Origin of the sequence: Pseudonocardia kujensis (genome assembly GCF_021283305.1) — a bacterium.
Taxonomy (GTDB): domain Bacteria; phylum Actinomycetota; class Actinomycetes; order Mycobacteriales; family Pseudonocardiaceae; genus Pseudonocardia; species Pseudonocardia kujensis.
This window is the reverse complement of sequence record NZ_JAJSOK010000027.1, coordinates 34,431-60,487: the sequence shown is the minus strand read 5'-3', so window position 1 is coordinate 60,487 and position 26,057 is coordinate 34,431. Positions and strand designations below refer to the sequence as shown.

The 26,057-nt window shown below is 72.2% G+C and carries 27 protein-coding genes; 5 read left to right on the top strand and 22 right to left on the bottom strand.

Features of this window, described 5'->3' with window-relative positions; all coding sequences use genetic code 11:
* Window positions 1–24: 24 nt before the first annotated feature.
* The 6 genes from LWC35_RS19960 to LWC35_RS19935 all read right to left on the bottom strand — a co-directional run bounded on the left by LWC35_RS19960 (window position 25) and on the right by LWC35_RS19935 (window position 5,021).
* Window positions 25–1,170, bottom strand: coding sequence for a hypothetical protein (locus LWC35_RS19960; RefSeq protein ID WP_232871679.1), 1,146 nt, complete (start codon window positions 1,168–1,170; stop codon window positions 25–27).
* A gap of 137 nt (window positions 1,171–1,307) precedes the next feature.
* Window positions 1,308–2,483 carry a zinc-dependent alcohol dehydrogenase gene (locus LWC35_RS19955; RefSeq protein ID WP_232871678.1) on the bottom strand — a complete coding sequence of 392 codons (1,176 nt, stop codon included), beginning with the start codon at window positions 2,481–2,483 and terminating at the stop codon, window positions 1,308–1,310.
* On the bottom strand, window positions 2,480–3,022 hold the full coding sequence (locus tag LWC35_RS19950; protein WP_232871677.1) for an SRPBCC family protein: 543 nt from the start codon (window positions 3,020–3,022) through the stop codon (window positions 2,480–2,482). Before LWC35_RS19950 ends, LWC35_RS19955 begins: the two co-directional genes overlap by 4 nt.
* A gap of 171 nt (window positions 3,023–3,193) precedes the next feature.
* Window positions 3,194–4,369, bottom strand: a complete 1,176-nt coding sequence (locus LWC35_RS19945) for a zinc-dependent alcohol dehydrogenase (RefSeq protein WP_232871676.1) — start codon at window positions 4,367–4,369, stop codon at window positions 3,194–3,196.
* Complete coding sequence (locus LWC35_RS19940; RefSeq protein ID WP_232871675.1) at window positions 4,366–4,848, bottom strand: hypothetical protein; 483 nt, start codon at window positions 4,846–4,848, stop codon at window positions 4,366–4,368. Before LWC35_RS19940 ends, LWC35_RS19945 begins: the two co-directional genes overlap by 4 nt.
* A complete protein-coding gene (locus LWC35_RS19935) occupies window positions 4,845–5,021 on the bottom strand; it encodes a type 1 glutamine amidotransferase family protein (protein WP_232871674.1) in 177 nt (58 codons plus the stop codon). Before LWC35_RS19935 ends, LWC35_RS19940 begins: the two co-directional genes overlap by 4 nt.
* A gap of 279 nt (window positions 5,022–5,300) precedes the next feature.
* Here LWC35_RS19935 and LWC35_RS19930 point away from each other — a divergent pair, with 279 nt between their 5' ends.
* The gene (locus LWC35_RS19930) at window positions 5,301–6,368 is read left to right on the top strand and encodes a glycosyltransferase family 4 protein (protein WP_232871673.1); all 1,068 of its coding nucleotides are present in this window, start codon (window positions 5,301–5,303) and stop codon (window positions 6,366–6,368) included.
* Window positions 6,369–6,561: 193 nt separating this feature from the next.
* Here the strand turns inward: LWC35_RS19930 and LWC35_RS19925 are convergent, their stop codons facing one another.
* Window positions 6,562–7,569, bottom strand: coding sequence for a LysR family transcriptional regulator (locus tag LWC35_RS19925; RefSeq protein ID WP_232871672.1), 1,008 nt, complete (start codon window positions 7,567–7,569; stop codon window positions 6,562–6,564).
* Between the two features lie 204 nt (window positions 7,570–7,773).
* On the opposite strand from LWC35_RS19925, the gene LWC35_RS19920 reads away from it, so the two are divergent.
* Window positions 7,774–8,793 carry a helix-turn-helix transcriptional regulator gene (locus LWC35_RS19920; protein ID WP_232871671.1) on the top strand — a complete coding sequence of 340 codons (1,020 nt, stop codon included), beginning with the start codon at window positions 7,774–7,776 and terminating at the stop codon, window positions 8,791–8,793.
* Window positions 8,794–9,267: 474 nt separating this feature from the next.
* Window positions 9,268–9,975: a 4a-hydroxytetrahydrobiopterin dehydratase gene (locus tag LWC35_RS19915; RefSeq protein WP_232871670.1), complete on the top strand. Its 708-nt coding sequence runs from the start codon at window positions 9,268–9,270 to the stop codon at window positions 9,973–9,975.
* 31 nt (window positions 9,976–10,006) lie between these two features.
* On the opposite strand, the gene LWC35_RS19910 is transcribed toward LWC35_RS19915, so the two are convergent.
* The 11 genes from LWC35_RS19910 to LWC35_RS19860 all read right to left on the bottom strand — a co-directional run bounded on the left by LWC35_RS19910 (window position 10,007) and on the right by LWC35_RS19860 (window position 22,072).
* Window positions 10,007–11,725 carry an FAD-dependent oxidoreductase gene (locus LWC35_RS19910; protein WP_232871669.1) on the bottom strand — a complete coding sequence of 573 codons (1,719 nt, stop codon included), beginning with the start codon at window positions 11,723–11,725 and terminating at the stop codon, window positions 10,007–10,009.
* Window positions 11,722–11,994: a UBP-type zinc finger domain-containing protein gene (locus tag LWC35_RS19905; RefSeq protein ID WP_232871668.1), complete on the bottom strand. Its 273-nt coding sequence runs from the start codon at window positions 11,992–11,994 to the stop codon at window positions 11,722–11,724. Before LWC35_RS19905 ends, LWC35_RS19910 begins: the two co-directional genes overlap by 4 nt.
* Window positions 11,991–12,455: a thioredoxin gene (gene trxA / locus LWC35_RS19900; RefSeq protein ID WP_232871667.1), complete on the bottom strand. Its 465-nt coding sequence runs from the start codon at window positions 12,453–12,455 to the stop codon at window positions 11,991–11,993. The genes LWC35_RS19905 and trxA overlap by 4 nt, the downstream gene beginning before the upstream one ends.
* The gene (gene clpB, locus LWC35_RS19895; protein WP_232871666.1) at window positions 12,452–15,076 is read right to left on the bottom strand and encodes an ATP-dependent chaperone ClpB; all 2,625 of its coding nucleotides are present in this window, start codon (window positions 15,074–15,076) and stop codon (window positions 12,452–12,454) included. The genes trxA and clpB overlap by 4 nt, the downstream gene beginning before the upstream one ends.
* Window positions 15,067–15,459: a chaperone modulator CbpM gene (locus tag LWC35_RS19890; protein WP_232871665.1), complete on the bottom strand. Its 393-nt coding sequence runs from the start codon at window positions 15,457–15,459 to the stop codon at window positions 15,067–15,069. Before LWC35_RS19890 ends, clpB begins: the two co-directional genes overlap by 10 nt.
* A complete protein-coding gene (locus LWC35_RS19885; protein ID WP_232871664.1) occupies window positions 15,456–16,457 on the bottom strand; it encodes a DnaJ C-terminal domain-containing protein in 1,002 nt (333 codons plus the stop codon). The genes LWC35_RS19890 and LWC35_RS19885 overlap by 4 nt, the downstream gene beginning before the upstream one ends.
* A gap of 3 nt (window positions 16,458–16,460) precedes the next feature.
* On the bottom strand, window positions 16,461–17,054 hold the full coding sequence (locus tag LWC35_RS19880) for a nucleotide exchange factor GrpE (protein WP_232871663.1): 594 nt from the start codon (window positions 17,052–17,054) through the stop codon (window positions 16,461–16,463).
* Between the two features lie 9 nt (window positions 17,055–17,063).
* Complete coding sequence (gene dnaK / locus LWC35_RS19875; RefSeq protein WP_232871662.1) at window positions 17,064–18,947, bottom strand: molecular chaperone DnaK; 1,884 nt, start codon at window positions 18,945–18,947, stop codon at window positions 17,064–17,066.
* 1 nt (window position 18,948) lies between these two features.
* Window positions 18,949–19,479, bottom strand: coding sequence for a YflT domain-containing protein (locus tag LWC35_RS19870; RefSeq protein ID WP_232871661.1), 531 nt, complete (start codon window positions 19,477–19,479; stop codon window positions 18,949–18,951).
* A 209-nt stretch (window positions 19,480–19,688) separates the two neighbouring features.
* The gene (locus LWC35_RS19865) at window positions 19,689–20,687 is read right to left on the bottom strand and encodes a cytochrome d ubiquinol oxidase subunit II (RefSeq protein WP_232871660.1); all 999 of its coding nucleotides are present in this window, start codon (window positions 20,685–20,687) and stop codon (window positions 19,689–19,691) included.
* Entirely contained in the window at window positions 20,684–22,072 is a 1,389-nt protein-coding gene (locus tag LWC35_RS19860) for a cytochrome ubiquinol oxidase subunit I (RefSeq protein WP_232871659.1), read from the bottom strand. The genes LWC35_RS19865 and LWC35_RS19860 overlap by 4 nt, the downstream gene beginning before the upstream one ends.
* 389 nt (window positions 22,073–22,461) lie before the next feature.
* Between LWC35_RS19860 and LWC35_RS19855 the strand changes: the two genes are divergently transcribed.
* A complete protein-coding gene (locus tag LWC35_RS19855; protein WP_232871658.1) occupies window positions 22,462–22,839 on the top strand; it encodes a DUF2267 domain-containing protein in 378 nt (125 codons plus the stop codon).
* The gene (locus LWC35_RS19850; RefSeq protein WP_232871657.1) at window positions 22,839–23,135 is read left to right on the top strand and encodes a DUF2795 domain-containing protein; all 297 of its coding nucleotides are present in this window, start codon (window positions 22,839–22,841) and stop codon (window positions 23,133–23,135) included. Before LWC35_RS19855 ends, LWC35_RS19850 begins: the two co-directional genes overlap by 1 nt.
* Before the next feature lie 40 nt (window positions 23,136–23,175).
* Here LWC35_RS19850 and LWC35_RS19845 read toward each other — a convergent pair whose 3' ends face one another.
* From LWC35_RS19845 to LWC35_RS19830, 4 genes are all read right to left on the bottom strand, one after another.
* Entirely contained in the window at window positions 23,176–23,415 is a 240-nt protein-coding gene (locus tag LWC35_RS19845) for a hypothetical protein (protein WP_232871656.1), read from the bottom strand.
* A gap of 97 nt (window positions 23,416–23,512) precedes the next feature.
* Entirely contained in the window at window positions 23,513–24,145 is a 633-nt protein-coding gene (locus LWC35_RS19840) for a DUF1345 domain-containing protein (RefSeq protein WP_232871655.1), read from the bottom strand.
* A 67-nt stretch (window positions 24,146–24,212) separates the two neighbouring features.
* Entirely contained in the window at window positions 24,213–24,791 is a 579-nt protein-coding gene (locus LWC35_RS19835) for a type 1 glutamine amidotransferase domain-containing protein (RefSeq protein ID WP_232871654.1), read from the bottom strand.
* Between the two features lies 1 nt (window position 24,792).
* Window positions 24,793–25,947 (bottom strand): glutathione-independent formaldehyde dehydrogenase, encoded by a 1,155-nt coding sequence (locus LWC35_RS19830; RefSeq protein ID WP_232871653.1) that lies wholly within the window; start codon window positions 25,945–25,947, stop codon window positions 24,793–24,795.
* Window positions 25,948–26,057 lie beyond the last annotated feature (110 nt).

The window sequence follows — 26,057 nt, the reverse complement described above, 5'->3', positions numbered from 1 at the left end:
ACACGACCGGCGCGAGCGCTGCAGCTACTTCGAACTTGCGTTGCGGCCGCGCTGCCGCTCGCGCTCCCTCCTGCCGTAGGTCGCGTTCCGGACGGCCTCCTCGCTCTCGAGGCTGGAGCCGAGCGCCCCGGCCACGATGCCGACCGAGCTCGCCAGCCACACCAGCTTGAGGTAGGCGCCGAACGAGGGGGGCCGGTGCAGCTGCGAGGAGAAGTAGCCGGGATCGATCAACGCGAGAGCCGCGAGCAGCCCGGCGAGATAGAGGAGCACGTACATACAGGTGACCCCGAGGATCATCGTGATCACCGTGGCGGCGTTGTAGAGCACCGCCTTCGCCCGCGCGTCCTGCTCGGGCGGCCGGTCCCAGAGATGGTTGTAGGTGATCAGCCAGGTCGCCATGGCCACGATCGCCACCACGGAGATGAGCAGCAGCCGCAGCGACGACAGCGAGCTCGCCATCATCCAGAAGGTCGTGGTCACGATTGCATAGGCGCCGGTCGCGGCCGCCGCCGCGGTGGCGCTGGACAGGTGGGGGACCAGCCGCCACGGGCGGTTGTCGCGCACCATCCCGGCGAGTAGCCGCAGCCTGCCGCGCAGCCCGACCAGGGCGAGATGCGCGTCGGTGTCCTCCTCCTCGGCGCCGACGCGGCGCAGCGGGCTCAACCGCGGGATGTCCGGGGGGCGTTCTCCGTCGGAGCGCTGTTCGTGCCCGGTGAGGGCCCGCACGAGGTGCACGACGGCCCGCCGCGCCCGTCGGCGCACGCCCAGGGCTCCGAGCCCGGGCAGCGAGACCAGCCCGGTGCTCGCGCGGTCGCTCAGGACGGTGGCGACGGGGCGGGTCCCGATCCGGCGGGGCAGGTCGGTCACCACGATCATGACGTCCCACTCCCGGCGCTCGCGGTGCTCCCGCGCGAGTGACTCCAGCGGGACCAGGCCCTCGTCGTCGAGCGGAATCTCGCGGCTCTCGGTGCTGACGACCCACTCGGTCGCGTCGTCGACCTGTGCGGCCAGCACCGTGGACAGGTCGGGCACGAGGGCGGCGGTGAGATCGGTAGGGGGACCGGGATCGGCCAGCAGACCGACCCGGACCCGGCGTCCGCGTTGCCGCCGCTCTCGGGTGGACCCGCCGTCCGTCCGGTCCGGCGAACGGTCACGCGCTCGGTCGTCCATGGCGCCCCTCCTTGGCTCGTCGAGGCGCTGAGGCCTTCGATGTACGCGCCCCCTCATGCACGCGTCGCTTCCGGGGCAACGGCGATGTGGGTGGCGGCCGGGCGGACCGGCCGCCATCCTCCCCGAGCGGCAGCCCGTCAGGGTGTGAGGACGACCTTCTCGCAGTCCTCCTGCTTGTTCTTGAAGATGTCGTAGCCGCGCGGGGCCTCCTCCAGGGACAGACGGTGGGTGATGACCCGCGTCGGGTCGAGCTCACCGCGCTCGATCCGCCGCAGCAGCGGCGCCATGTACCGCTGCACGTGGCACTGTCCGGTCCGCAGGGTCAGCGACCGGTTCATCCAGGCCCCGGCCGGGAACTTGTCCACCACCCCGCCGTACACCCCGATGACCGACACGATCCCGCCGCTGCGACAGGACAAGATCGCCTGACGCAACGCGTGGGGGCGGTCGGTCTCCGACCGGACGGCCTGCTTGACGCGATCGAAGGCCTGGATGTGTGCGCTGCCGTGGGTCGCCTCCAACCCGACGGCGTCGATGCACTTGTCCGGGCCGCGGCCGCCGGAGAGCTCCAGCAACCGGGACCGGACGTCGACCTCCTCGAAGTTCACCGGGATGTGCCCGGCCTCCTCGGCCATCCGCAACCGGTACGGCTCCTTGTCGATCGCGATCACCGAAGCGGCGCCGAGCACCCGGGCGCTGTCCATGGCGAACTGGCCGACCGGACCCGCGCCCCACACGGCGACCACGTCGCTGGGCTGGATGTCGCACATCTCGGCACCCATGTAGCCGGTGGGCAGGATGTCGGACAGGAAGAGCACCTGCTCGTCGGTGAGGTCAGACTCGATCTTCAGCGGTCCCACGTCCGCGAAGGGGACGCGGGCGTACTGTGCCTGTCCGCCGGCGAACCCGCCGGTGAGATGCGCGTAGCCGAACATCCCCGCCAGGGGGTGGCCGAACATCTTCTCCGCGATCCCGGCGTTCGGGTTGCTGTTCTCGCAGCAGGAGTACAGCTGCGCCGCGCAGGCCCCGCACGCACCGCAGGCGATCGGGAAGGGCACCACCACGCGGTCACCGACCCGCAGTCGTGCCGGATCGACACCGGTGCCGACCCCGACGACCTCGCCCATGAACTCGTGGCCCATGACGTCGCCGTCCTGCATGGTCGGCACGTACCCGTCGAGCAGGTGCAGATCCGAGCCGCAGATCGCCGTCGACGTGATCCGCACGATCGCGTCGCGGCTGTTCAGGATGGTCGGATCCGGCACGTCCCGGACCTCGACCTCGTTGCGGCCGGCCCAGCAGTTCGCCCTCATACCCCCAGCACCTCCCGCCGTTCGTCGGCCGTCAGCGGCTGGGCCGGGCGCTGCGGGAACTCCTTGCGCGCGCGCTTGCCCCACGGGGCACCGTCGGAGCGGACGACCTCACCGGTCTCCAGGACCTGCTTGAGCCGGCGCAGGTCGTCGTCGAGCTGCTGGTGAGGCTCCTCCCCGAAGTACTTCGCGACCGCCTTGCCCAGCTTCCCCGCCCCGATCTCGTAGGCCAGGTGCACGTGCACCTCGGTGCTCACCCCGTCGGGCGCGAGGACGAAGGACACCGTGCCCTGGTTCGGGACGTCGGCCTCCTCGGCCGAGCGCCATCCGATCCGCTCGTCCACCACGTCCTCGATCAGCACGGCTTCCCACTCGACCTTGCGGTCGAACGGGGCGCTCGCCACCCAGGTGCTGGACTTCGCGTCCGTCGTCCGCACCTCGTCGAGGTGCTCCATGAACGTCGGCAGGTTCTCCAGGAGCCGCCAGAACGCGTACACCTCCCCCACGGGTCTGCGCACCGTCGTCGTCGCTGTCAGATCCATCGAGCCTCCTCGGACGGCCGGGTCCGGTGGACCCGGCCGTCGCACGCGAAAGGGACCACCGCGGACCCGACGCGTACCACCCACACGCCCGTGCACACCCGAACCCGTGGGTCAGTTCGGACGGATCCGGCGCAACCCCGCGCGGCCGACGGCCGGAATCCGGGCGGGCGGTCACCCACCCGGGCGGAAGACGGCACGGACGCACCCGTCCTCCTTCTCCTTGAACATCCGGTAGCCCTCGGGGCCGTCGTCGAGCGGCATCACGTGGGTGGCGAGGTGCTCGGTCCGCACCTCGTCCCGGCCCATGAGGTCGAGGATCTCCGGGATGTAGCGGTGCCCGTGCTGCTGGGCGCCACGCAGGGTCAGCGCCTTGTTCATGACCGCACCGAGGGGGAACTTGTCCACGAGACCGGCGAAGACGCCCAGGGTGAACACCGTCCCGCCCTTGCGGCACGCGTAGATCGCCTCGCGCACCGCCGTGGGCCGGTCGGTCTGCAGCCGCATCTGCTGCTTGACCTGGTCGTAGAGGTACTGCGGGCCCGGGTGGTGCGCCTCCATGCCCACCGCCTCGATGCAGACGTCCGGTCCCCGGCCCCCGGTCATCTCGCGCAGCTCCGCGGGGACGTTCACCTCCTCGTAGTCGAGGGTCTCCGCCCCGATGTGGGTGCGGACCTGCTCGAGCCGGTTGTCGTACCGGTCGATGACGACGACCCGCTCGGCGCCCATGATCATGGCCGCGCGGGCGGCCATCTGGCCCACGCCGCCGGCCCCCCACACCGCGACGACGTCACCCGGCCGCACCTCGGCCTGGTGCGCCCCCGTCCAGCCGGTCGGCGCCGCATCGGAGGCGAACAGCGCCCGGTCGTCTGAGACGCCGTCAGGGATGGCGAAGGCCCCCTGGTCGGCATAGGGCACCCGGATGTAGCGCGCGTGGCTGCCCGCCCACCCACCCAGTGCGTGCGAGTAGCCGTAGCAGCCGCCGATGGACTGACCCCACAGTGCCTCGGTGATCCCCGGGTTGGGGTTGCCGTTGTCGCACAGCGACCACAGCCCCTGCCGGCAGTACCAGCACTGGCCGCAGCCGATGAAGGAGACGACGACCACCCGGTCGCCCACCCGGTGCTTCGTGACGCCGGACCCGACCTCGGCGACCGTGCCCATGAACTCGTGCCCGAGCACGTCCCCCGCGCGCATGGCCGGGATGTAGCCCCCCATCAGGTGCAGGTCCGAGCCGCAGGTCGCGCTCAGCCCCACCTCCACGATGACGTCGTGGCTGTTGAGGATCGTGGGCTCGGGGACGTCCTCGACGCCGATCTCGTTGACCCCGCGCCAGGTCACGGCCTTCATCGCACACCTGCCTTCGGTGCCACCCTGGTCCACATCTCGAGGAGCGTCCCGCCCGGAGTCGGCGTCCGCTCGCCGTGCGGGGCGGGATCGACCGCCAGCACCTCACCCACCTCGATGAGCTGCTTGGCCCGCCGGAGCGCGGAGCGCAGATCCGCCTGCGGGTCGCTGCCGCTCAGCCGGCTCGCCGCGGTGCCCGACGACTGCCGATCACGTCGCCGGGCCGCCACCTCCGTGCCCTTGCCGTCGGCGGCCGGGCGGACACGGATCTCGATCTGCTCGCCGAACTCGGCCAGGGGAGGCTTGGCGGTGTCGATCTCGGACGGCTCCCGGAACACGGTGACCACGAGCCACCCGGACGCCGGCTGAGCCGCGCCGGCCGGCCGGGCACTGGACGGGTCGAGGGCCGATCGCACCTGGCGGACGACGCTTCCACCGGCGCGGGCGGCGAGCGACGCCACGTTCCCGAGGGCGGCGGTCATGCCCGACCTCCCGCACCTGCGGGCTGCCGGGCGCCGGCGCACTCCTGCGCGATGCCCTCACAGCAGGCCGGCAGGTCGTCGGGCGAACGGCTCGTCGTGATGTTGCCGTCCGTGACGACCTGCTGGTCGACCTCCTCTGCCCCGGCGTCGCCCTCGTAGACCGCTGCTCTCACGCTGCCTCCCTCTTCGTGGCTGGGTGCCCTCCCGCTCAGGGCACCGGGGGACCCCATTGCACCGGGCGGAGCGTGGGCCGGGAAATCGGCAGACATGCCGATTCCGTGTGCGTCCTGAGCGAACGACTGCCCGGGCGGACGTGCCCGGAGTACAGCGACGACCGTCGCCGGAATGGGTCGCTCTGCCGATGGCCGGAACGGTCACCGAGCGTTGCCATGGAGACCGTATCCGCTCCGCCGCGAGCCACGGCCCGCGCCACTTCTCGAGGACGTACCTCCATGCGCATCGGTCTCATCGCCCCTCCGGGCGTCCCCGTCCCCCCTCTCGCCTACGGCGGCACGGAGTCGGTCATCGATCGGCTGGCCCGCGGACTGGTTCGCGCCGGTCACGAGGTGCTGCTCGCCGCCGCGGCCGACAGCGCCTGCCCGGTGCCACGGGTGGGAGGAACCGACGAGGCCGGGAAGGCGGGCCCCGTGTGCGCCGACACGGTGACCGAGCTGCGCCACGCCATCACGAGCTACGCCGCCATGAGCGACGTGGACGTCGTGCACGACCACACGTTGGCCGGCCCGCTGTACCGGCGTCCTCCGACCCGCACGCCCGTGGTGACCACCGCCCACGGCCCCTTCGACGCGACGTCGGGCCCGGTCTACCGCGCGATGCGCGGAGTCGCCGTGGTGGCCATCTCGCACCACCAGGCGGCCACCGCCGACGGGGTCCCGCTCGCCGGCGTGATCCACCACGGCCTGGACGTGGAGTCGGTCCCGGTGGGCCGCGGGGACGGCGGGTACGCGAGCTTCCCGGGGCGCATGTCCCCGGAGAAGGGACCTCGCGAGGCCGCCCTCGTGGCCCGGGCGGCGGGCGTCCCGCTGCGGATGGCCGCCAAGCTCCGGGAGCCGGGCGAGCGCGAGTACTTCGACGCGCAGGTCAAGCCGCTGCTGTGCTCGGACGTCGAGTTCCTCGGGGAACTGGGCTGCGCCGAGAGGCTGGAGCTCGTCGGGGGCTCGTTCGCCCTCGTGAACCCCATGCAGTGGGCGGAGCCGTTCGGTCTGGTGATGATCGAGGCACTGGCCACCGGTACCCCCGTCGTCGCCACGCCGGTCGGTTCCGCCCCCGAGATCGTGGACGAGGGGGTCACCGGTTTCCTGCGCTCGGGCGGCCTCCCGCTGGCCGCGGCGCTCCTGGACGCCTCGCGGCTCGACCGCGCGGCCTGCCGGGCGGTCGCTGCCCGCCGCTTCAGCACCGGGCGAATGGTCGCCGAGCACATCCGGCTCTACGAGGAACTCCTGCTCGGTCCGGCGCCCTGCTACCGGATGATCAGCAGGCCGTCGGTTCCCGCGGCCTGAGCGCCGAGGAGCCTCGCGGAGCACCCCGGCGCTCCGGGCACCCCGCGACGCGCTCGTCCGCCCGCGCATGCGCGACCATGCGGTGGCACCCCGTCGCGCCGCCCGCCCTCCTGTCAGGCCTGCCCGGCGGCCCCGCGTCTCCGGAGCACTCGTGGCCGGCCCCTGATCGGGTTCTCGCACGGCGACGAGGTCATCAGAACACGGCGTACGGCTGCGAGAAGGTGGCCGCGAAGCTGAGGCCGCCCCCGCCGCGGGGGCTGGGGCCCCCGCCCCCGCGGGGGCGACGAGGAGCCGAGACGAGGACCTCCGGGGCGTCGACCGCCGCGGCGAGGAAGTCGACGAGGCGGCGGACGGCCGGGCGGGCCGGCCGGCGCCAGACGACCTCGAGGTCGACGAACAACGGAGGATCGAGCGGCAGCACGACGATCCCGTTGACATCCATGTGCTCGGCGACCCCGAGGATCCCCGGGGCGACGCCGGACCCCGCTGCGACCGCTCGCACCATCGCCTCGGGACTGTTGATGAGGTTCGACTCGACGAGGACCTGTCCCGGCTGCGCTCCACTCGGCAGCAGATGGTCCACCGTGCGCTGCCAGATGCCGGCGAAGGGCGACCAGGGGAACATCACCACGGGTTCGTGATCGAGACTCTCCACCAGGATCTGCGTCCGGTCGGCGAGCGGGTGCCCCAGCGGCAGGACGACGCCGAACAGCACCGAACCGAGGACGACACCGTCGAGGTCACGGTGCTCCTGCGGCCGGAGCCAGACGACCGCCGCATCGGCCCGTGCCTGCCGGACCGCCTCGACGGCATCGTCCCCCGGACTGGACGTCACGAAGACCTCGACGCCCGGTATGGCGAGTCCCACCGCTCGTAGCGGGCCACCGAGGACCCGGTCGGCCATGGTGCAGACCCGCAAGGTCACCTGCTCCCGCCCCGAGGGCCTTGCGGATCGGACGTCCTCGCGGGCCCGGTCGACCTCGGCCAGGATCACTCGCGCCCGCTCCGCCAGGACGTGCCCCGCCGGCGTCAGCTCGGCCCCGCGAGGAGTGCGATCGAAGAGCGTGACGCGCAGGTCCCGCTCCAGCGCACGGATCTGCTGCGAGAGCGACGGGGCGGCGACGTGCAACCGGCGCGCCGCAGCGGAGAAGCGCCGCTCCTCGGCCACGGTGAGGAAGTACCTGAGCTGCCGCAGGTCCACAAGGCAGGCTACCGCCGGAGACAGGGTCCGCCGGGACGTGTAGAGCCGCGCCTCACGGGCATGTGGTTCTACGTCATTGCGCACGCGGTAGTCGGACGGCTTCCTAGGGTATGGATTGCCTCGGTGTCCTCCCCGCCCATTCGGCAGCCGTTCCGGTGATGGCCGGGCTCGGGCCCCTCAACGCAGAGTTCGTTTGGAGGACACATGTGCTCGCACCGGGCCGGTGAGCTGCTGCTGGCCGAGACCGCCGCCTCGTCCGCCACCACCTCCGAGCGCGCGCAGGCCATGCTCGAGGTCCTCCGCCGGCTCGTCCCGTTCGACGGTGCATGGCTGGCGCTCGCCGACCCGGTGGGCCACGGCTACCACTCCCTGGCCAGCGTCGACCTCGACGGCCCGACCGTGGAGTTCCTCTCCGGCCCGCTGAATGCGCGCGACATCGAAACGACCGGCACCAACCGGGCACGTCCGCCGTTGAGCCCCTCGGACCTGCCCTACCCGGCCCAGGAACTGCGGACCTGGGCCGAGTGCCTGATCCCGTCCGGGATCCACGAAGCACTGGCCCTCGGCCTTTTCGCACCATCGGGACGGCACGTCGGCTTCCTCGCGCTGCTCTCCGGCGACCGGCGCCCACCGTCCCCGCACCTGCGCCGCAGGCTCGGACGGCTCGGGCCGGTGCTCGCGCACGGCATCGACCCGATGCGTTCACTACTCACCGCCGCACGCCTGGTACGTGGCGCCACCGCCGGCGTGGTGCTCTGCACGGACGAAGGCTGCCAGGCGCTGCCGGGCCTTCCCGCGGACGAGCTGCTGACCCCGTCCTCCCCCGTCCTGGCCGCCGCCCGCGAACGGATCGGCGACGGGCACGTCTACTCCTCGTTCCTCTGGCCGATGGGTGGCCCCCACGCCCCCGGCGGACACGTGCGCGTGACCGCCCTGGCCGCACCCGAGGACACCCCCCCGAGGCTGACCGGTCTGGCCCTGCTGTCACCGGCGACCGAGCTCCGCGGGCTCACCCCACGGGAACTGGAAGTGCTCGGCCTCCTGGTCGAGGGGTGCTCCAACCAGGAGATCGCCCGCACGCTGGTGGTGGCGCCACGGACCGTGGCCGCCCATCTGGAGCACGTCCTCGGCAAGCTCGGGGCACCGACGAGGACACTCGCCGCGGTCCGCGCAGAACGAGACGGCCTCTACGTTCCGGCCCCTCTCGCCGGCGGGCATGCATGAGTCGGCGCCGCAGCACGGGCCCACCGGTGCCACCCTCCACACACCGGAGGACCGGACCGGCGGTGCAGGGCTCGTGGAAGTGGGAGTGCGGACGACATCGGCCGATCGACCGATGTCCACACCCCTGGACGGGCCCTAGCGTCGGAGCGGCGGTCGCACGACCGAATGCCTACGGCCGAATCCCTACGACCGGCGTTGGACGGCGCCTCCGGGAGCAGACATGGCCGACGTGACGGTTCACGCGGACCACGGCCGAGCGGGCCGGGCTGCCCCAGGAGACGGGGGAGCGCATCGAGTCGCGGAGCGGAACCGCCGCCGCACTGACGACGGTGCGGGGGCCGGTCAAGCTCGAGAAGCTCGACGACGTCCCGTCCCGGCGACCCCACGAGCACCGGGAGCTGGTCGGGCCGATGGCCTGAGCCCGCCGGCGCCGAGGCACCGGCGGAGACGCCGCACCCGATCGGGAGGAGCCCGATGATCCAGTACGCGACGTTCGTCCGAACCGTGGGAGAGCAGGCCGGCGCGGCCGACACCGAGGAGGCCCGGCGCGCGGTGGAGGCGGTCGTCGTCGCCGTGGCCGCGTCGCTGGAGGAGTCCGACCGCGACAGGTTGGCCGCGGTCCTGCCCGGCTCCCTCCAGGGCGCCGCCGTGATCCGGGGGCCGGCCCTGCACCCCGACAGCGGCGCCGCCCTGGTCTCCGCGGTGAGCACCAGGCTCGGATGCCCGGCCGAGCGGGCCCGCTTCTACACCCAGGCGGTCCTGTCCACGCTGGCCGGCTCCGAACCGGAACTGGCCGGCGTCCTCGCCCGGCGACTGCCGGACGGTGAGGAGCTGTTCTCACCCATCGACCAAGGGGTTCCGCCGCGCGGTTCCGGGGTGCCGACCGCGCTGACCCCGCGACTGCTCGAGCGGGAGGAGATCGACCGCGCGCTCGCTGCCCTGGAGGGCTGGGAGGGCGACGAACACCGCCTGCGCCGCACCGTCGTCCTCCCGCCCGAGCGCCAGCGGCCGCTGCGCGATGCCGTCGCCCGCGCCGAGCGCGACATGACCCACCACGCGCGCGTCGAGCAACTGCAGGACGCAGTCACCTTCGAGGTCTGGACGCATTCGCTCGACCGCGTGACCGACATGGACGTCGAGCTCGCCCGGCGGATCGACGCGGCGATCGCCGCGCTCGGCTGACCCGCCCGCCGACGGGTGGGGGGCTCGTCGGTCACCGGGCCTTGGCGAGGTGCTCGTGCACCATGCGGACCGCCATCGCGCCCTCCCCCGCCGCCGAGGCGACCCGCTTCACCGAGCCGCTGCGCACGTCACCGGCGGCGAAGACGCCGGGCAGGCTGGTCTCGAGCAGCAGCGGATCGAGCCCGCCGGACACCCCCCGCTGCGCCGGCCGGCGCGTTTCCGGCCCGGTCAGCACGTAGCCGCCGGAGTCCAGGGCGACCGAGTCCGGCAACCACGACGTACTGGGCTCGCCCCCGATGAACACCATGAGGTCGCGCGCGGGCAGACGCTGCTGCTCGCCGGTCACCGCGTCCGTCACGACGACGGCCTCGAGGCGGCCACCCTCGCCCTCCAGGTCCTTCACCGTGGTGTGCAGGTGCACCTCGATGCGCGGATCCTGGACGATCCGGTCGGCGAGGTAGCGCGACATGTTCTCGTCGAGTTCGTGTTCCCTGACCACGAGGTGGACCTCGGCCGCATGGCCGGCGAGGAAGACCGCGGCCTGGCCGGCCGAGTTGCCCCCACCCACGACGACCACCGGGTCTCCGACGCACTGCTGGGCTTCGAGGGGCGTGGCCGCGTAGTACACGCAGGTGTCCTCGAACTGCTCCAGTCCGGGAACCGGGAGCCGGCGGACGCGCACGCCGGACGCGACGATCACCGTGCGGGTGGCCAGCTCACCGCCGTCGGCGAACCGCAGCACGTGGTTCCCTTCCCGCTCCTCCAACCCCACCACCTCCGACGGGACGGACCGCCGCGCCCCGAACTTCTCCGCCTGCAACACGGCGCGCTCGGCCAGCTCGCCCCCGGAGATCCCGGAGGGGAAGCCGAGGTAGTTCTCGATGCACGAGGTCCGCGCCGCCTGCCCGCCCGGCGCGACGCCGTCGAGCAGCGCGGTGTCCAGGCCCTCCGAGGCGCCGTACACGGCCGCCGCGAGCCCGGCAGGGCCGGCCCCCACGACCACGAGATCGCAGATCTCCCGGCCGTCACCGATGTCGCGGAGTCCGAAAATCGGCGCAAGTTCGGTGGTCGCGGGGTTACGCAGCAGCCGGTCCCGGTACAGCACGATCGGCGTGTCGCCGGGACCGAGCCCGAGCGAGCGGAGCAGCTGCTCGGCCGTGGCGTCGGTCTCCAGGTCCAGGAACCGGTGCGGCAGCCGGTTGCGGGCGGCGAACTCGCGCAGCTGCCTGGTGGTGGCCGAGTACCTGGAGCCGATGATCCGGAACCCGATGCCCTCGCCCAGCGTCAGCCATCGTCGGACGAGGTAGGCCCGCAGCACGAGATCACCGAAGGCATGGTCCCGGGCCGCGAGGGCACGCAGCCGCTCGGCCGGAACCGCCAGGACCTCACCCGGGTCGACGACGACGTCGCTCAGGAAGGCCGGCTGCCGCGTGAGGACACCGAGCTCGCCGAGGAAGCGGCCGGGCCCGTGCAACCGCGCCACACGCTGGTCGGGCGTCCCGAGCGCTTCGACGACGGCGACCCGGCCGGAGAGCAGGACGTAGAAGGTGTCCTCCGCCTCGCCCTCGGCGACGAGCACGTCCCCGCGTGTCGTGGGCCGACGCTCCCCCCACGCCTCCAGCTCCCGGAGGCGCGTCTCCTCGAGGCGGGGGAAGGCCCCGGACACGTCCGGCGTCTCCCCGGGCGGCACGTCGGCCAGCAGTCGCTCGACGCCGGGGCTCTTCCGGTCGGCCGACTCTCGGGCGGTCACACCGGTGCCTCGTCGACGAAGCACCAGCGCCAGTCCTCGCCCGGCTCGAACGACCGGATGATCGGGTGGCCGACCAGGCCGGCGTGCCGGCGCGCATGCCTGCCCGGGGACTGGTCGCAACAGCCGACGTGCCCGCAGGTCAGACACAGCCGCAGATGGACCCAGGGGGATCCGATCCGCAGGCACTCCTCGCATCCCTCGGGCGTGCGGGGCTCGACGTCGTCGCGGACGAAGGCCAGGTGCGGGTCGAGCCCGACAGGAACGTTCATCGGTCGCCGGTTCCCTTCGAGAGCAGAGCCTGGTCCAGCCAGCTTCGCAACGCCGGTTCCGGAGCGGCTCCGGGCTGGCGGGCGAGTACCTCGCCGTCCCGCAGGACCATCAGCGTGGGGACGGCGCGCACCTCGAACCGCTGGGAGAGCCGGGGCGCCCGGTCGACGTCGACCTTGACCAGCTTGAGCTCACCGGCTCGCTCGGTGGCCAGCCGTTCGAGGACGGGACTCACCATCCGGCACGGGCCGCACCAGGTCGCCCACAGATCCACGAGTACCGGGACCGGGGCCCGCTCCGCGACCTCGGCGAAGTCGTCGTCGCCCGAGTCGGCGATCCAGGGCAGGAGCTGGTGGCAGTTGCCGCACTTCGGCACCGAGCCTGCGGACACCGGTACCCGGTTCCGCTTCCCGCAGTGCGGGCAGGCGATGGTGCTCGTCCGCGCCGTCGCCGAGGCGCTCACGCCTGCGCCCCGACGGGCTCGTGGGAGACGACGAGCTGGTCGTCGCCCACGTCGACCCGCACGGTGGACCCTTCGATGGCCCCGTCGCGCAGCAGCGCGCGGGCGACCTGGGTCTCGACCTCGCGGGCGATGAACCGGCGCAGCGGACGGGCCCCGTACACCGGGTCGTAGCCCTCGTGCGCGATGAAGCGACGGGCGCCCTCGCCGATCTCCATGGTGATGTTGCGCTCGGCGAGCCGCACGCGCAGGTCGGACAGCATGAGCTCGACGATGTTCTCGATCTCGCCCTGGCTCAGCGGCGTGAACAGCACGGTGTCGTCGACCCGGTTGAGGAACTCGGGCCGGAAGTGGGCCCGCAGCTCGGCCATCACGAGATCACGTGCCTCCGGCTTGAGCCGGCCGTCGTCGGTGACGCCGTCGAGCAGGTGCTGCGACCCGATGTTCGACGTCATGATGATGACGGTGTTGCGGAAGTCGACGGTGCGCCCCTGCGCGTCGGTGAGCCGACCGTCGTCGAGGACCTGCAGCAGGGTGTTGAAGACGTCCGGGTGCGCCTTCTCGATCTCGTCGAAGAGGACGACGGCGTACGGACGGCGGCGGACCGCCTCGGTGAGCTGGCCGCCCTCCTCGTAGCCGACGTAGCCGGGCGGGGCGCCGACCAGCCGGGACACGGTGTGCCGCTCCTGGTACTCGCTCATGTCGATCCGGACGATGTTGTCCTCGGAGTCGAACAGCGCCTCGGCCAGCGCCTTGGCCAGCTCCGTCTTCCCGACACCGGTCGGGCCGAGGAAGATGAACGAGCCGGTCGGCCGTCGCGGGTCCTTCACCCCGGACCTGGCCCGGATGATCGCGTCCGCGACCGCCTGCACGGCCTCGTCCTGGCCTACCACCCGCCGGTGCAGCACCTCGTCGAGGCGCAGCAGCTTCTCCCGCTCGCCCTCGGTGAGCCGGGCGACGGGGATGCCGGTCCACACCGAGACGATCTCTGCGATCTCCTCCGCCGTCACCACCTCGCGCAGCAGCCGGTGCTCGCCCTGCTTCTCGACGAGCCGGTGCTCCTCCGCCTCGAGCTTGCGCTCGAGGTCGGCCTGCTTCGTGAAGCGCAGCTCCGCGGCGCGGTTGAGGTCGTAGGCGCGCTCGGCCTCCTGGATGTCGTGGCGGACCTGTTCCAGCTCCGCCCGGAGCTCCTGAACCCGCTTGATCGCCTGCCGTTCGGCATTCCACTGGGCGCGCATGGCGTCGGCCTCGCCGCGCAGGTCGGCCAGCTCACGGCGGAGCTGGTCGAGCCGCGCACGGGATGCGGCGTCCTCCTCCTGGGCGAGCGCCGCCTCCTCGATCTCCAGCCGCATCACCTTGCGGGTGATCTCGTCGAGCTCGGCGGGCATGGAGTCGATCTCGGTGCGCAGCCGGGCGCACGCCTCGTCGACAAGGTCGATGGCCTTGTCGGGCAGGAAACGGTCGGTGAGGTAACGGTGGCTCAACGTGGCCGCCGCGATCAGCGCCCCGTCGAGGATCCGGACGCCGTGGAACACCTCGAACCGCTCGCGCAACCCGCGCAGGATGGACACCGAGTCCTCGACGGTGGGCTCGTCGACGAAGACGGGCTGGAACCTGCGCTCGAGCGCGGCGTCCTTCTCGACGTGCTGGCGGTACTCGGTGAGTGTGGTCGCACCGATCATGTGCAGCTCACCGCGGGCGAGCATCGGCTTGAGCATGTTGCCGGCATCCATCGATCCCTCGGACGCCCCTGCACCGACGACGTTGTGCAGCTCGTCGACGAACAGCAGGATCCGGCCCTCCGCCGCCTTGACCTCCGACAGCACCGCCTGCAGCCGTTCCTCGAACTCGCCGCGGTACTTCGCCCCGGCCACCAGCAGCCCCATGTCCAGGGCGAAGATGGTGCGTTCGCGCAGGCCTTCGGGAACGTCCCCGTCGACGATGCGCTGGGCCAGACCCTCGACGATGGCGGTCTTGCCGACTCCGGGCTCGCCGAGCAGCACGGGGTTGTTCTTCGACTTCCGGGACAGGATCTGGACGACCCGGCGGATCTCGGCGTCGCGGCCGATCACCGGGTCCAGCCGACCGGAGCGGGCCGACTCCACCAGGTCCATCCCGTACTTCGTCAAGGCCTCGTACGACCCTTCCGGAGTGGCGGAGGTGACGCGCTGGTTGCCGCGTACCTGCGTCAGCGCGGCGAGGAAGGCCTCGCGGGTGACGCCGTGCCGGGCGAGCACCCGGCCCGCACCGCCGGCGGACCCCTCGTCCGCCAGCGCCACGAGCAGGTGTTCGACCGACACGTACTCGTCCTTCATCCGCCGTGCCTCTCGGTCGGCGATGTCGAGCACGTTCGCCAGCCGCCGGGTGACCGCGACCTGGCCCGGTTGGGGCCCCGGCCGGGTCGTGCGGGGCTTGCGGCCGAGCTCTTCCTCCAGGTCGGAGCGCAGCGCCCGGACGTCGACGCCCATCTCCCCGAGCAGGCGGGGCACCAACCCCTCCGGTTGGTCGAGGAGGGCGGCCAGCAGGTGCTCGCTGTCGACCTCGGTGTGGCCCGCACGGATCGCCAGGTCCTGCGCGTCGGACAGTGCCTGCTGGGACTTCTGGGTCAGGCGGTTCAGGTCCATCGCTGACTCCTCTCCGGTCGGTCGACGGTCGGTCGCTGGGTGGTGGCGCGTCGCCGCACCGGTTCGGCGCGCCCGCGAACGCGCAGGGCCGTCTCGAGCTCGGTGATCCGGTCGAGGAGGTCGCACACGAGTCCGAGGGCGGCGTAGTTGAGCGGCAGGGCGGCGCGCAAGCGCTGCAACCGTGCGACGGCCGGTACCTGCGCCGGGCTGAACCAGAGGGATCCGTCGACGCGACGCCCGGCCGGGATCAGCCCCAGCGCCCAGAACCGCCGCACCAGTTCGGGGTGCAGGCCGCAACGCCGGGCGAACTCCTCCTCGTCGAGCAGGGCGGGTCTCGGACTCCGGACCAGCGGGTAGTGAAGCGGACGACTCTGTGGGTTCATCGGCGGCGCCTCGCGTCCTCGGTCGTGGCGCGGCGCGGATCGAACGTCGACGACGAGGCGAGTTCGGAGTACAGCTCGCGTTCGCGATCGCTGAGCCGTGCCGGCACCATGATCCTGATCTCGGCGAACAGGTCGCCCGGGTGCCCGGCCGGGTCCGGCATGCCCTGTCCACGCAGCCGGAGGCGTCGTCCCGACGAGGAGCCGGAAGGCACGGTCACCTTGGTCTCGCCCCCGGGCGCGGCAACCGGGACGGTCGCGCCGAGCGCCGCCTCCCACGGGGCGAGCTTCAGGTCGACGTGGATGTTCCGGCCCTCCAGGCGGAAGAGCGGGTGCGGCAACAGCCGCACCACCAGGTAGAGGTCTCCGGCCGAGCCGTCGCCGAGCCCCCGCCCTCCCTCGCCGGCCAGCCTGATCCGCCGGCCGTCGGTGACGCCGGGTGGGATGGTGACCGTGTAGCTGCGCGGGCCCTCCGGACCGTTGAGCGTGATCTCCTTGCGTCCACCGCGATAGGCCTCCTCCACGGTGAGGGGGAGCTCGGCCTCCTGATCCGCTCCCGCGGTGCGGGCCACCCGCGGGCCGCGGCCACGGCCCCGGCCACCGAACATGCCTCCCAGGAGGTCCTCGATGTCGATGCCGTCGAAGCCGTCGAAGCCCCCGCCGCCGAATCCCGCGCCGACGTCGGCGCCCTCCGTGGTCCAGGTCGCCCGGCGACCACGACCGGCCCGGCCACCGGATCCGCCCGCCCCGGCTCCGACGCGCTCCTCCCAGTCCTCGGGAACCCGCCGGAAGTCCTCCCCGAAACGGTCGTAGCGCTTGCGGAGCTCCGGGTCCGACAGCACGGAGTACGCCTCGTTGATCTCCTTGAACCGCTCCTCCGCCCCCGGATCCTTGTTCACGTCCGGATGGTTCTGCCGCGCCAACCGCCGGAACGCCTGCTGCATCTCGTCGGCGCCGGCGTCCCGGGACACCCCCAGGACCTCGTAGAAGTCGCGGGCCATCGGTCAGCTCCCCTGCCGCTGCGCCACGGTGACGGCAGCTGGCCGGAGCTGACGTCCCGGGGCGCCGTAGCCGGGCCGGACCACGGAGGCCACCGAACCGGGCGGGGTCCCGGCCCCGTCGGCGTCCACCACCCCCACCACCTCGTGCCGCGCCGGGTCGAACGGCACTCCGGGTTCGTCCTCCCGTCCGTAGCCGAGCCCCGAGACGACCGCGAGAGCCTGCTCACGGAGGGTGCGGATGCCCTCGACGATGGATTCGGGGTCCGCCGCGGCGTGTTCGAGCGCGCGGTCGATGGTGTCGAGCACCGGGAGGAACGCCGACGTGACCAGCTCCCGCTCGATCTCGCGCTCGCGTGCGACCTCCCGCGCGTAGCGCTTGCGCAGGTTGTCCAGGTCTGCCGCGGCGCGCCGCCAGCGGTCCTCGGCGGCGTCGAGCGCGCGCTGGGTGGGGCCTGCCGTCGCGCCGTCCGCCGACGGGGGCGCCGCCTCCCGCGGAGGTCCGCCCTCCGGGTGAGGCGGTGCCTCGGAGACCTCCGCGTCCGCAGCCGGTCCACCCTCCGGCCGGGCGAACGGCGTCTTCGGTCCGGGCTCTCCCATCGCCAGGGCTCACTTCCGGTCGAACTCGGCGTCGATGACGTCGTCGTCCGCGGCCGCCCCGTCGCCGTCGGTTGCCTCACCGGCGCCCGCGGCAGAGTTGGTCGCCGCCGCCTGGAGCCCGGCCACCACCTGCTGCAACTCGCCGGTCAGCTCGCGGACACGATCGAGCGGCGCCTGATCGGCGACCGCCTGCCGGGCCTCGGTCACCAGCATCTCGGCCCGAGCCCGCTCGTGCGCTGGTGCCGAGTCGCCCAGCTCGTCGAGTCGGCGTTGCACCTGGTAGGCGACGCTGTCCAACTGGTTGCGCGCGTCGACCTCCTGCCGGAGTTGCTGGTCCGAGGCCCTGTTCCGCTCGGCCTCCGTGACCATCCGCTCGACCTCGGCGCTGTCCAGGTTGGCGCTCTCCGAGATCGTGATGCCCTGCTCGGCGCCGGTGTCCTTGTCGCGGGCCGTCACGTTGACGATGCCGTTGGCGTCGATGTCGAAGATGACCTCGATCTGCGGCTCCCCGCGTGGCGCCGGTCGGATGCCGGTGAGCTGGAACCGCCCGAGCACCCGGTTGTCCGCCGCGCGCTCGCGCTCCCCCTGCAGCACGACGACGTCGACGGCAGGCTGGTTGTCCGCGGCCGTCGAGAAGACCTCGCTGCGCCGGACCGGGATCGTGGAGTTCCGTTCGACGATCTTGGTCATCAGCCCGCCCTGGGTCTCCACCCCCAGGGACAGCGGCGTGACGTCGAGCAGGAGGACGTCGGAGACCTCACCCTTGAGCACCCCCGCCTGGATCGCGGCGCCGACCGCCACGACCTCGTCGGGGTTGACGGTCATGTTCGGTTCCTTGCCACCGGTCAGCCGGCGCACGAGCGCCTGCACCGCCGGTATCCGGGTCGACCCGCCGACCAGGATGACCTCGTCGACGTCGTCCGCCCCCACCTTGGCGTCCGACATGGCCTGACGCACCGGCCCCATCGTCCGCTCCACGAGGTCCGCCGTGAGCTGCTCGAACTTCGAGCGCATCAGCGTCATCGTCAGGTGCTTCGGCCCGTTGGCGTCCGCGGTGACGAAGGGCAGGTTGACCTGGGTCTGGCTGACCGAGCTCAGCTCGACCTTCGCCTTCTCGGCGGCCTCGTACAGCCGCTGCAGCGCCTGCGGGTCCTTGCGCAGGTCGATGCCGTTCTCCTTCTGGAACTCCTCGGCGAGGTGGTCGACGATCCGCCGGTCGAAGTCGTCACCTCCGAGGTGGGTGTCACCGGCGGTGGCACGCACCTCGACGACGCCGTCGCCGACGTCGAGGACGCTGACGTCGAACGTCCCGCCGCCGAGGTCGAACACCAGCACCGTCTCGTGCTGGCCCTTCTCCATCCCGTAGGCGAGCGCCGCGGCGGTCGGCTCGTTGATGATCCGCAGGACCTCGAGGCCGGCGATCTTCCCCGCATCGCGGGTTGCGGTTCGCTGCGCGTCGTTGAAGTAGGCGGGGACGGTGATCACCGCCTCGGTGACCCGCTCGCCGAGGTGCCGTCCGGCGTCGTCGGCGAGTTTGCGCAGGATCAGCGCGGAGATCTCCTCGGGCGCATAGAGCTTGTCCCGCACCTTGACCCGGGCGAGCCCGTTCGCATCGGGAACCACGTCGTAGGTGACCTGACCGGCCTCCTCCTCGACCTCCTCGAACCTGCGGCCGACGAACCGCTTGACCGAGTAGATCGTCCCCTTGGGGTTGAGGATCGCCTGCCGGCGGGCCAACTGGCCGACCAGACGCTCCCCGTTCTCGGTGAACGCCACCACCGACGGCGTCGTGCGAGCCCCCTCGGCGTTGGGGACGACCGAGGCCTCACCGCCCTCCCATGCGGCGATGACCGAGTTCGTCGTCCCGAGATCGATACCCACCGCGCGCGCCATCTCAGACCCTCTCTGCAAGCAGCCGGGCGGCCTGGTCGGCCACCTCGTCGTCGACAACCAGTTCGAACCGCTGGGGACGCATGAAGGCCACCGACGCGAAGTCCCGGCGACCTCCCTGGAGCGCGTAGACGATCACCGCGATGATCGCTCCGATCACCGCTCCGATGAGGAGTCCGTAGAGGGCGAGCAGAAGCCCGCTCACCAACGGATCGGCCCAGCCGAAGAGTCCGAAGATCCAGCCGAGCAGCGCGCCCGGGACGGCACCGCTCACCGCACCCCGCCAGGCGGCAGTGGGATAGTCCAGCTTTCCGGTCACCTGCTCGACGGTCTGCAGGTCCTGGCCGACGATGGCGACCCGCTCGACCGGGAAGTCGAGGTCGGCGAGCCGGTCGACCGCACGCTCGGCGTCCGCGTAGTTGGTGTAGGAGGCGACGGTCCGCCGCGCCGAGCGGGGCGAGGCGCCGGGACTACCGGGAGACCACGGGTGGACAGCGGCACCTCCCCGGGAGCCGGTCGGGTCCTTCAGAGTCACGGATCGTTCCTCCTGCCGCAGAGAGGTCAACGGTGAGCCGCCGATCGCGCGGTGGCCACATCGAAGTCCGGCCGCACTGTGCCGTCCACGCTCGCCTGCCGCCCCGACGACGGCAATCGGTCGTTCTGCCAATGGGGTGGCACGCGGTGGGGCCGGACCATCGAACGTGCGCCCCGTGCGGTCCTCCGGTACGTCCCGGGGGCGTATCGCTACGGGGCTTTGCCCAGACGCCCGCGCTGCTGCAACGCGAACAGCAGCCCCATGGACGGCACCACGAGGACCAGCGCCGCGGCGGCGACCACGGTCAAGGCGGACAGCGTGGGAGTCGGGGCCGCGGCGGCAGCGATCGGGAGGTGGGTTCCCAGCAGGTAGGGGTACTGCGCGACCCCCCAACCCAGAATGATCGTGGCCGCGGCTCCCGCGGCGAGACCCTGCAGCACCCGCGGGGGCAGCCGCCATAGCAACAGGACGGTGACGAGCACGAGGCCGGCCGACAGCACGACCAGCGCCAGCCCCCGGGTGAGCAGCTCGTGGAAGAGCCGGGGCGCGTCGGCGCGGAGGATGCCGATCCCGGCCAGCGCCACGGCGCCGGCGCCCGCCGCGGCCAGCCGGGCCCGGCGGGCGAACCACCGGGCCAGTGTCGCATCGCCGCGGCGGCTCGCCTCAGCGGTCAGGAAGACACCGGCCACGAGAGCGGCCACGAGCACGGCGAGGACACCTCCGAGCAACGAGGTCGGGTTGACCCAGCTGTGCACCGGGTCCCCGTTGCCGGCGGACGGGACCCGCCCGGATGCGAGGGCACCCGCCACCGTCCCGAGGAAGAACGGCACCAGGATCGAGGACACCGCGAACGCAGCCCCGGCGACCCGCTGCTGGTCGGTCCGGACCATCACGGAGCGGAAGGCGAACCCGCAGCCGCGCACGACGACGCCCAGCGCGGCCAGCCCGAGCGGGATGTACAGCGTCGTCATGATCGCGGCGAACGCCTGCGGGAAGCCGGTCCAGAGCATGACCAGGCAGAAGATCAGCCACACGTGGTTGGCTTCCCACACGGGGGCCAGCGCCTCGTCCACCAGGTGGCGGGGACGCCGACCCCGCGCTGCACCGCCCGCGGTGAGGTCCCAGAAACCGGCACCGTAGTCGGCGCCGCCGAGGACGGCGTAGGCGAGGACGCCGAGGAACAACACAGCGGCCGCGAACGTGCTCACGACCGGCCGCCGATCGGGGCCCGACGCTCCGGGGTCCGCGAGGGGCCGTAGGGGACGGAGGAGACAGAGCCCTCGCCGGCCGGTTCGCCGTGTCCGGCCCAGCGCCGCCGCAGCAGCCGCAGTGCCATCACCGTGCCGTAGGCCACGGCGGCGTAGAGCGCCAGAGTGCCCACGAGCAACGGCCATGGGTTCCCGGCGGTGGTCACCGCGTCGCGGGTGAGGAGCAGACCCACGACCGTCCAGGGTTGCCGGCCCACCTCGGTGGTCACCCAGCCGGCCTCCAGGGCGATCACCGCCAGCACACCGGCGATCGCGGTCAGCCGCAGGAACCACCGGCTGGCCGGGGAGCTGCGCCGCCGCCACCACGACACGGCGAACCACAGCGACAGCGCCAGCAGCAGGAAGCCGATCCCGACCATGACGTCGAAGGACAGGTGGACCATCGACACGAGGTCGTCGCGGGGCCGCACGTCCACCGGGACCGCGTCCAGCCCTCTGATCACCGTCGACGGGGAGGAACCCGACAGGAGGGAGGCGGCCGCCGGAACGGGCAGCCCGTAACGCTGCTGCCCGTCGACCAGGACGCCGCCCAGCACCTCCGGAACGTGGCTGCCCGTACGTGGGAGGAGTTCGATCGCGGCGAACTTGGCCGGCTCCCGGTGGAACACCTCCCGGGCGGCGACGTCACCGACGAGGATCTGCAGCGGTGTCATCGCGGCGGCCACCGTGAACGGAATGATCAGGCCCAGCCGGTGGTAGCGGTCCCGTCGCCCGCGCAGCAGGCCGACGGCGTAGACGCCGGCGACCACGAAGCCGGCGACCATGTAGCCGGCCAGCAGCATGTGCAGCGCCTCGAACCAGAAGGCTCCGTTGAAGTAGACCTGCAGGGGATGCACCGCGGCCACCTGCCCGCTGCGCAGCACCACCCCCGCCGGCTCGTTCATCCAGCCGTTCGCGGCGACCACCGAGCACGTACCCCCGATCCCGGCCAGCGGGACCGGTACCCCGCTCCAGAAGTGCGTCCACCCGCGGAGCCGGCCCCACCCGTAGATGTAGATCGCCACGAAGATCGCCTCGAGGAAGAAGAAGAGTCCCTCGACCGCGAAGGGGATGCCGTACGCGGCCCCGAACCGGCCCATCAGCCCGGGCCACAGCAGTCCGAGTTCGAACGAGAGCACGGTCCCCGAGACGGCGCCGACGGCGAACAGGACCCCGGCCACCTGCGACCACCGACGGGCCAGCAGCAGCGCCACGTCGTCCCCTTGCCTGATGCCCCGGTACTCCGCAATCAGCATCAGCACCGTGAACGCCATCCCGAACGGCACCAGGATGATGTGGAAGCCGAGCGTGAACGCCATCTGCTCCCGGGCCGGCAGCAGTTGCATCGGCTCGCCCAAAGGATTCACCACCCACAGCCCGCGAGGTTCCGACGGCGGGTGCAGACCGCCCGTGACGCCAGCGGGAGCACGCGGCCACCTCCCCTCGTCGCACAGACTCAACCGCCGAGGTGGGTGGCACGGCATCACGGTGCGGAGCCGCTGAGGGATCGCCCGCTTGCGTCCCCGGCCGGCCGCCGGTCCTCCAGGGTCCTCGGGCCGGTGCCCGGCGTCGTCGGCAGAACTGCCCATCTTCGTCAGCGCCGGCAAGGCGGGCGCTGACGGAACCGGGACGGTGGAGCGGGGAGATATCGGCAGTTCTCCGGATGGACCCGCGCCTGGTCCGAGGCTTCGATGGGACCGGCAGCGGGGGCAATCGCATCCCACGAGGAGGGCATGTGCAGTACGAGGAGTTCATCGGAGCCGCTTCGGCCCGCACCGGGCGGCCGCCGGAGATCGCCGAATCGCTGACGCACGCGACGCTGCGGGTGCTGGCGGAGCGGCTCACCGGCGGGGAGGCCAAGGACCTCGCGTCGCAGCTGCCGAAGGAGCTGCAGCCCGACCTGATCCCGCCGACCCAGGAGGCGCAGCCGCTCGAGACGCAGGACTTCGTGCGCCGGGTGGCGGAGCAGGCGCGGGTCGACGAGGGCGAGGCCCGGAAGGCCGTGGCCGCGGTTCTCACGACGACACGGGAGGCCGTCAGCCCCGGCGAGTGGGAGGACGTCGCCTCGCAGATGGGGCGGGAGCTGGACGTCCTCATGGCCGGGGCGCGGTAGTGGCCGCCCCGTTGACCCCGGAGCAGGTCCTCGACTACCTGGCGGAGGTCGACTACCCGGCGGACAAGGACGCCCTCGTGAGCGCCGCCGAGCGGGCGGGGGCGCCCGACGAGGTGCTCCGGAGCCTGCGAGCCATCCCGCCGGTCGACTACCGCAGCCGCGCGGAGGTCGTGCGCTCGGTGCGAGTGGACCCGGCCCCCCGGCGCCCGTCCGGCCTGGCTGCCGAGCAGGCGCGCACCGACGCACCTCCGCGCGTCGCAGAGCACATGCGCACTCCGCGAGAGGACCGGGCGTGAGCCGGTTCCGGGCCGGAGGACCGGAACCCTGCGGGCGGAGTCAGGTGCGGGGCGCGAGTTCGTAGAACGGCCCCAGGTCGGTCCGACCGGTGTCGGGGACCTCGTGCAGGATCTTCGGCTCGCTGTGCAGGAGCCGATGAACGGCCGTGCGGGTCGCCTCCAGGCTCAACCCTGCCTGGCGGGCGATGTCCTGCAGATGGGGCGCACCCGCGCCGACCTCCCGCTCGGCAACGGCGCGGTACACGGCGGCATCCGCTCCTGACAGATCTTCTGCACGCATGCCCTCTCCTCCGGTCGGCCGCCGCGGCGGCGTCCAGCTCCACGACGATCGGTCGCGAGCGCCCCGTTTTGAAGCCGGATACCACCCCGGCGCAGTGTCACAGGTTGGTCAGCAGGCTGACGGCGACGGCGATCACCACCGTCCCGAACAGGTAGGACAGGAGCGCGTGCCCCAGACCCACCTTGCGCATCTGCGTGGTCTCCAGCCGGGTCTCGGAAACGGCGTAGGTCATACCGGTGGTGAACGCGACGTAGGCGAAATCGGCGTACACCGGCGGCTCGTCCTGGCCGAACTCGATGCCGCCGTCGTTGCCCGCGAAGTAGAGCCGTGCGTACTTGAGGGCGAAGACCGTGTTCACCAGCGCCCAGGACAGGATCGCGTCGACGACGGCGAGGACGACGACCGCGACCGCCACCGCGTCGTGCTGGCTGGCGCTGGCGACGGCCTGGAGAACTGCGACCAGGCTCGCCAAGGCCGCGACGAGAACCGCCGTGTCCGTGACGTGGGACCGCCCCTCTTCCTCCGCCAGGCGCTTGGTGCCCCGCTGGTCCTGCGGCCAGCTGATGCGGCTGACCCACACCAGTACGACCGACGCGGCAACGGCCCAGCCGACGAGGACCGCCAGCCGGGCCGGGCCGAGCAGGGCCACGGCGACCGCAGCCGCGGCGCCCGCGGCGAGCGACACCGCCAGGCGGCGCCAGGAGATGATCCGGCGTTCCGGCCCTCCCACCGCCCCGGCGGGGCTCGCCGCGGAAGCACCGCGACCACCCGGGCCGCCCCCACCCGACGCTCCCGGCTCAGGAGGACGAGTCACGCCCACCGGCCGACGCGCCCGCACCGGCGAACTCCTGGACGATGCGCTCGCAGAAGGCGGGCAGGTCGTCCGGCGAGCGGCTGGTCGTGATGTTGCCGTCGGTCACGACCTCCTCGTCGACCACCTCGGCGCCGGCGTTGCGCAGGTCGGTGCGCACGCTCGGCCAGGAGGTCAGCCGCCGGCCGCGGACGCGGTCGACCTCGACCAGGCTCCACGGTCCGTGGCAGATCGAGGCCACCGGCTTGCCGGAGTCCACGAAACTGCGGACGAAGCTCATCGCGGTCTGGTTCATCCGCAGCTGGTCCGGGTTCACCGTGCCCCCCGGCAGCACCAGGGCGTCGAAGTCGTCCGGTGACACATCCCCGACCAGCTTGTCGACGGTGAACGTGCCGGCGTCGTCGAGGTCGTGGTCGCGTGCCGCGATCTCGCCGTCGTGGATCGAGAGCAGCGTGGTCGCAGCCCCGGCCCGGTCGAGGGCCTGTCGCGGCTTCTCGAGCTCCACCCGCTCCACACCGTCGGCCGCGAGGACGGCGACCCGCCGTCCGTCCAGCTCGCCTGCCATGTCAGGCCCCCGCCATCGCCGGCTTGAGGACGACCTTGGTCCAGCCCTCGTCCCTGGCATCGAAGTGCTTGTACGCCTCCGGCGCCTCGCTCAGCGGCAACTCGTGGCTGACGATGAACGACGGCTCGGCCTTGCCCGCGGCGATCAGGTCGCGCAGCTGCCGGTTGTACCTCTTCACCGGCGCCTGGCCGCTGCCGATGTGCTGGCCCTTGAACCAGTACATGCCGTAGTCGAAGGCCACCTGGCCGTTCTTGGCCAGCTCGTCGGGACCCCCGGGGTCCTGCGGCACGAAGACGCCGATGGAGCCGATCCGGCCGGTGAAGCGCACCGACTTCACCAGCTTGTTCAGGGTGTCGTTCGGGTGCTCGTTGCCCTCGGGGTCGTGGGCCTGGTAGCCCACGCACTCGCAGCCGTTGTCCGCACCGAGACCCATCGTCTGCTCCAGCACGGCCTCCACCGGGTCGACCTTGGAGTCGTCGATCGGGATCGCGCCGATCGATTCGGCCAGCCGCAGCCGGTCGGGATGACGGTCGACGACCATCACCTTGCTGGCCCCGCGGATGGTGGCCGAGAGTGCGGCCATCAGCCCGACAGGGCCGGAGCCGTAGATCACCGTCTGGTCCCCGGGTGAGACGCCGGCCAGCTCGGTGGCGTGATAGCCGGTCGGCCAGATGTCGGCCAGCATCACGTAGTCGGAGGCCTTCTCGTCCGCGTCCTCCCCCAGACGCAGGCAGTTGAAGTCGCCCCAGGGCACCCGGAGCAGTTCGGCCTGGCCACCGGGCCACGGTCCCATGTCGGCGAACCCGTAGGCGGCGCCGGCCCACTCCTTGACCGGCTGGGCGGTCAGGCAGTAGTTCGTCAGGCCGCGCTCGCAGTTCTTGCAGTGCCCACAGGCCACGTTGAAGGGGAGGACGACACGCTCGCCCACCTGGACCTTGTCGACGCCGTCACCGACCTCGACGACCTCGCCCATGTTCTCGTGCCCGAACCATCGACCCTGCTCGAAGTCCGTCCGGCCCTCGTACATGTGCAGGTCGGAGCCGCAGATGTTGGTTGTGGTGATCCGCACGAGCACGTCCGTCGGTCGCTCGATACGGGCATCCGGAACATCCGTGACGCTGACCTTACGGGGTCCGTCATAGACGACTGCCTTCACGTTGCCTCCTCGTCGCTGTCGGTCCTTGGGCGGCGCCGAACATCGCCGCAGTGGCGACGCCGGGCGCTGATCCATCCGACCCCAGGCGCAGACGAAGCGGTATCGGCAGA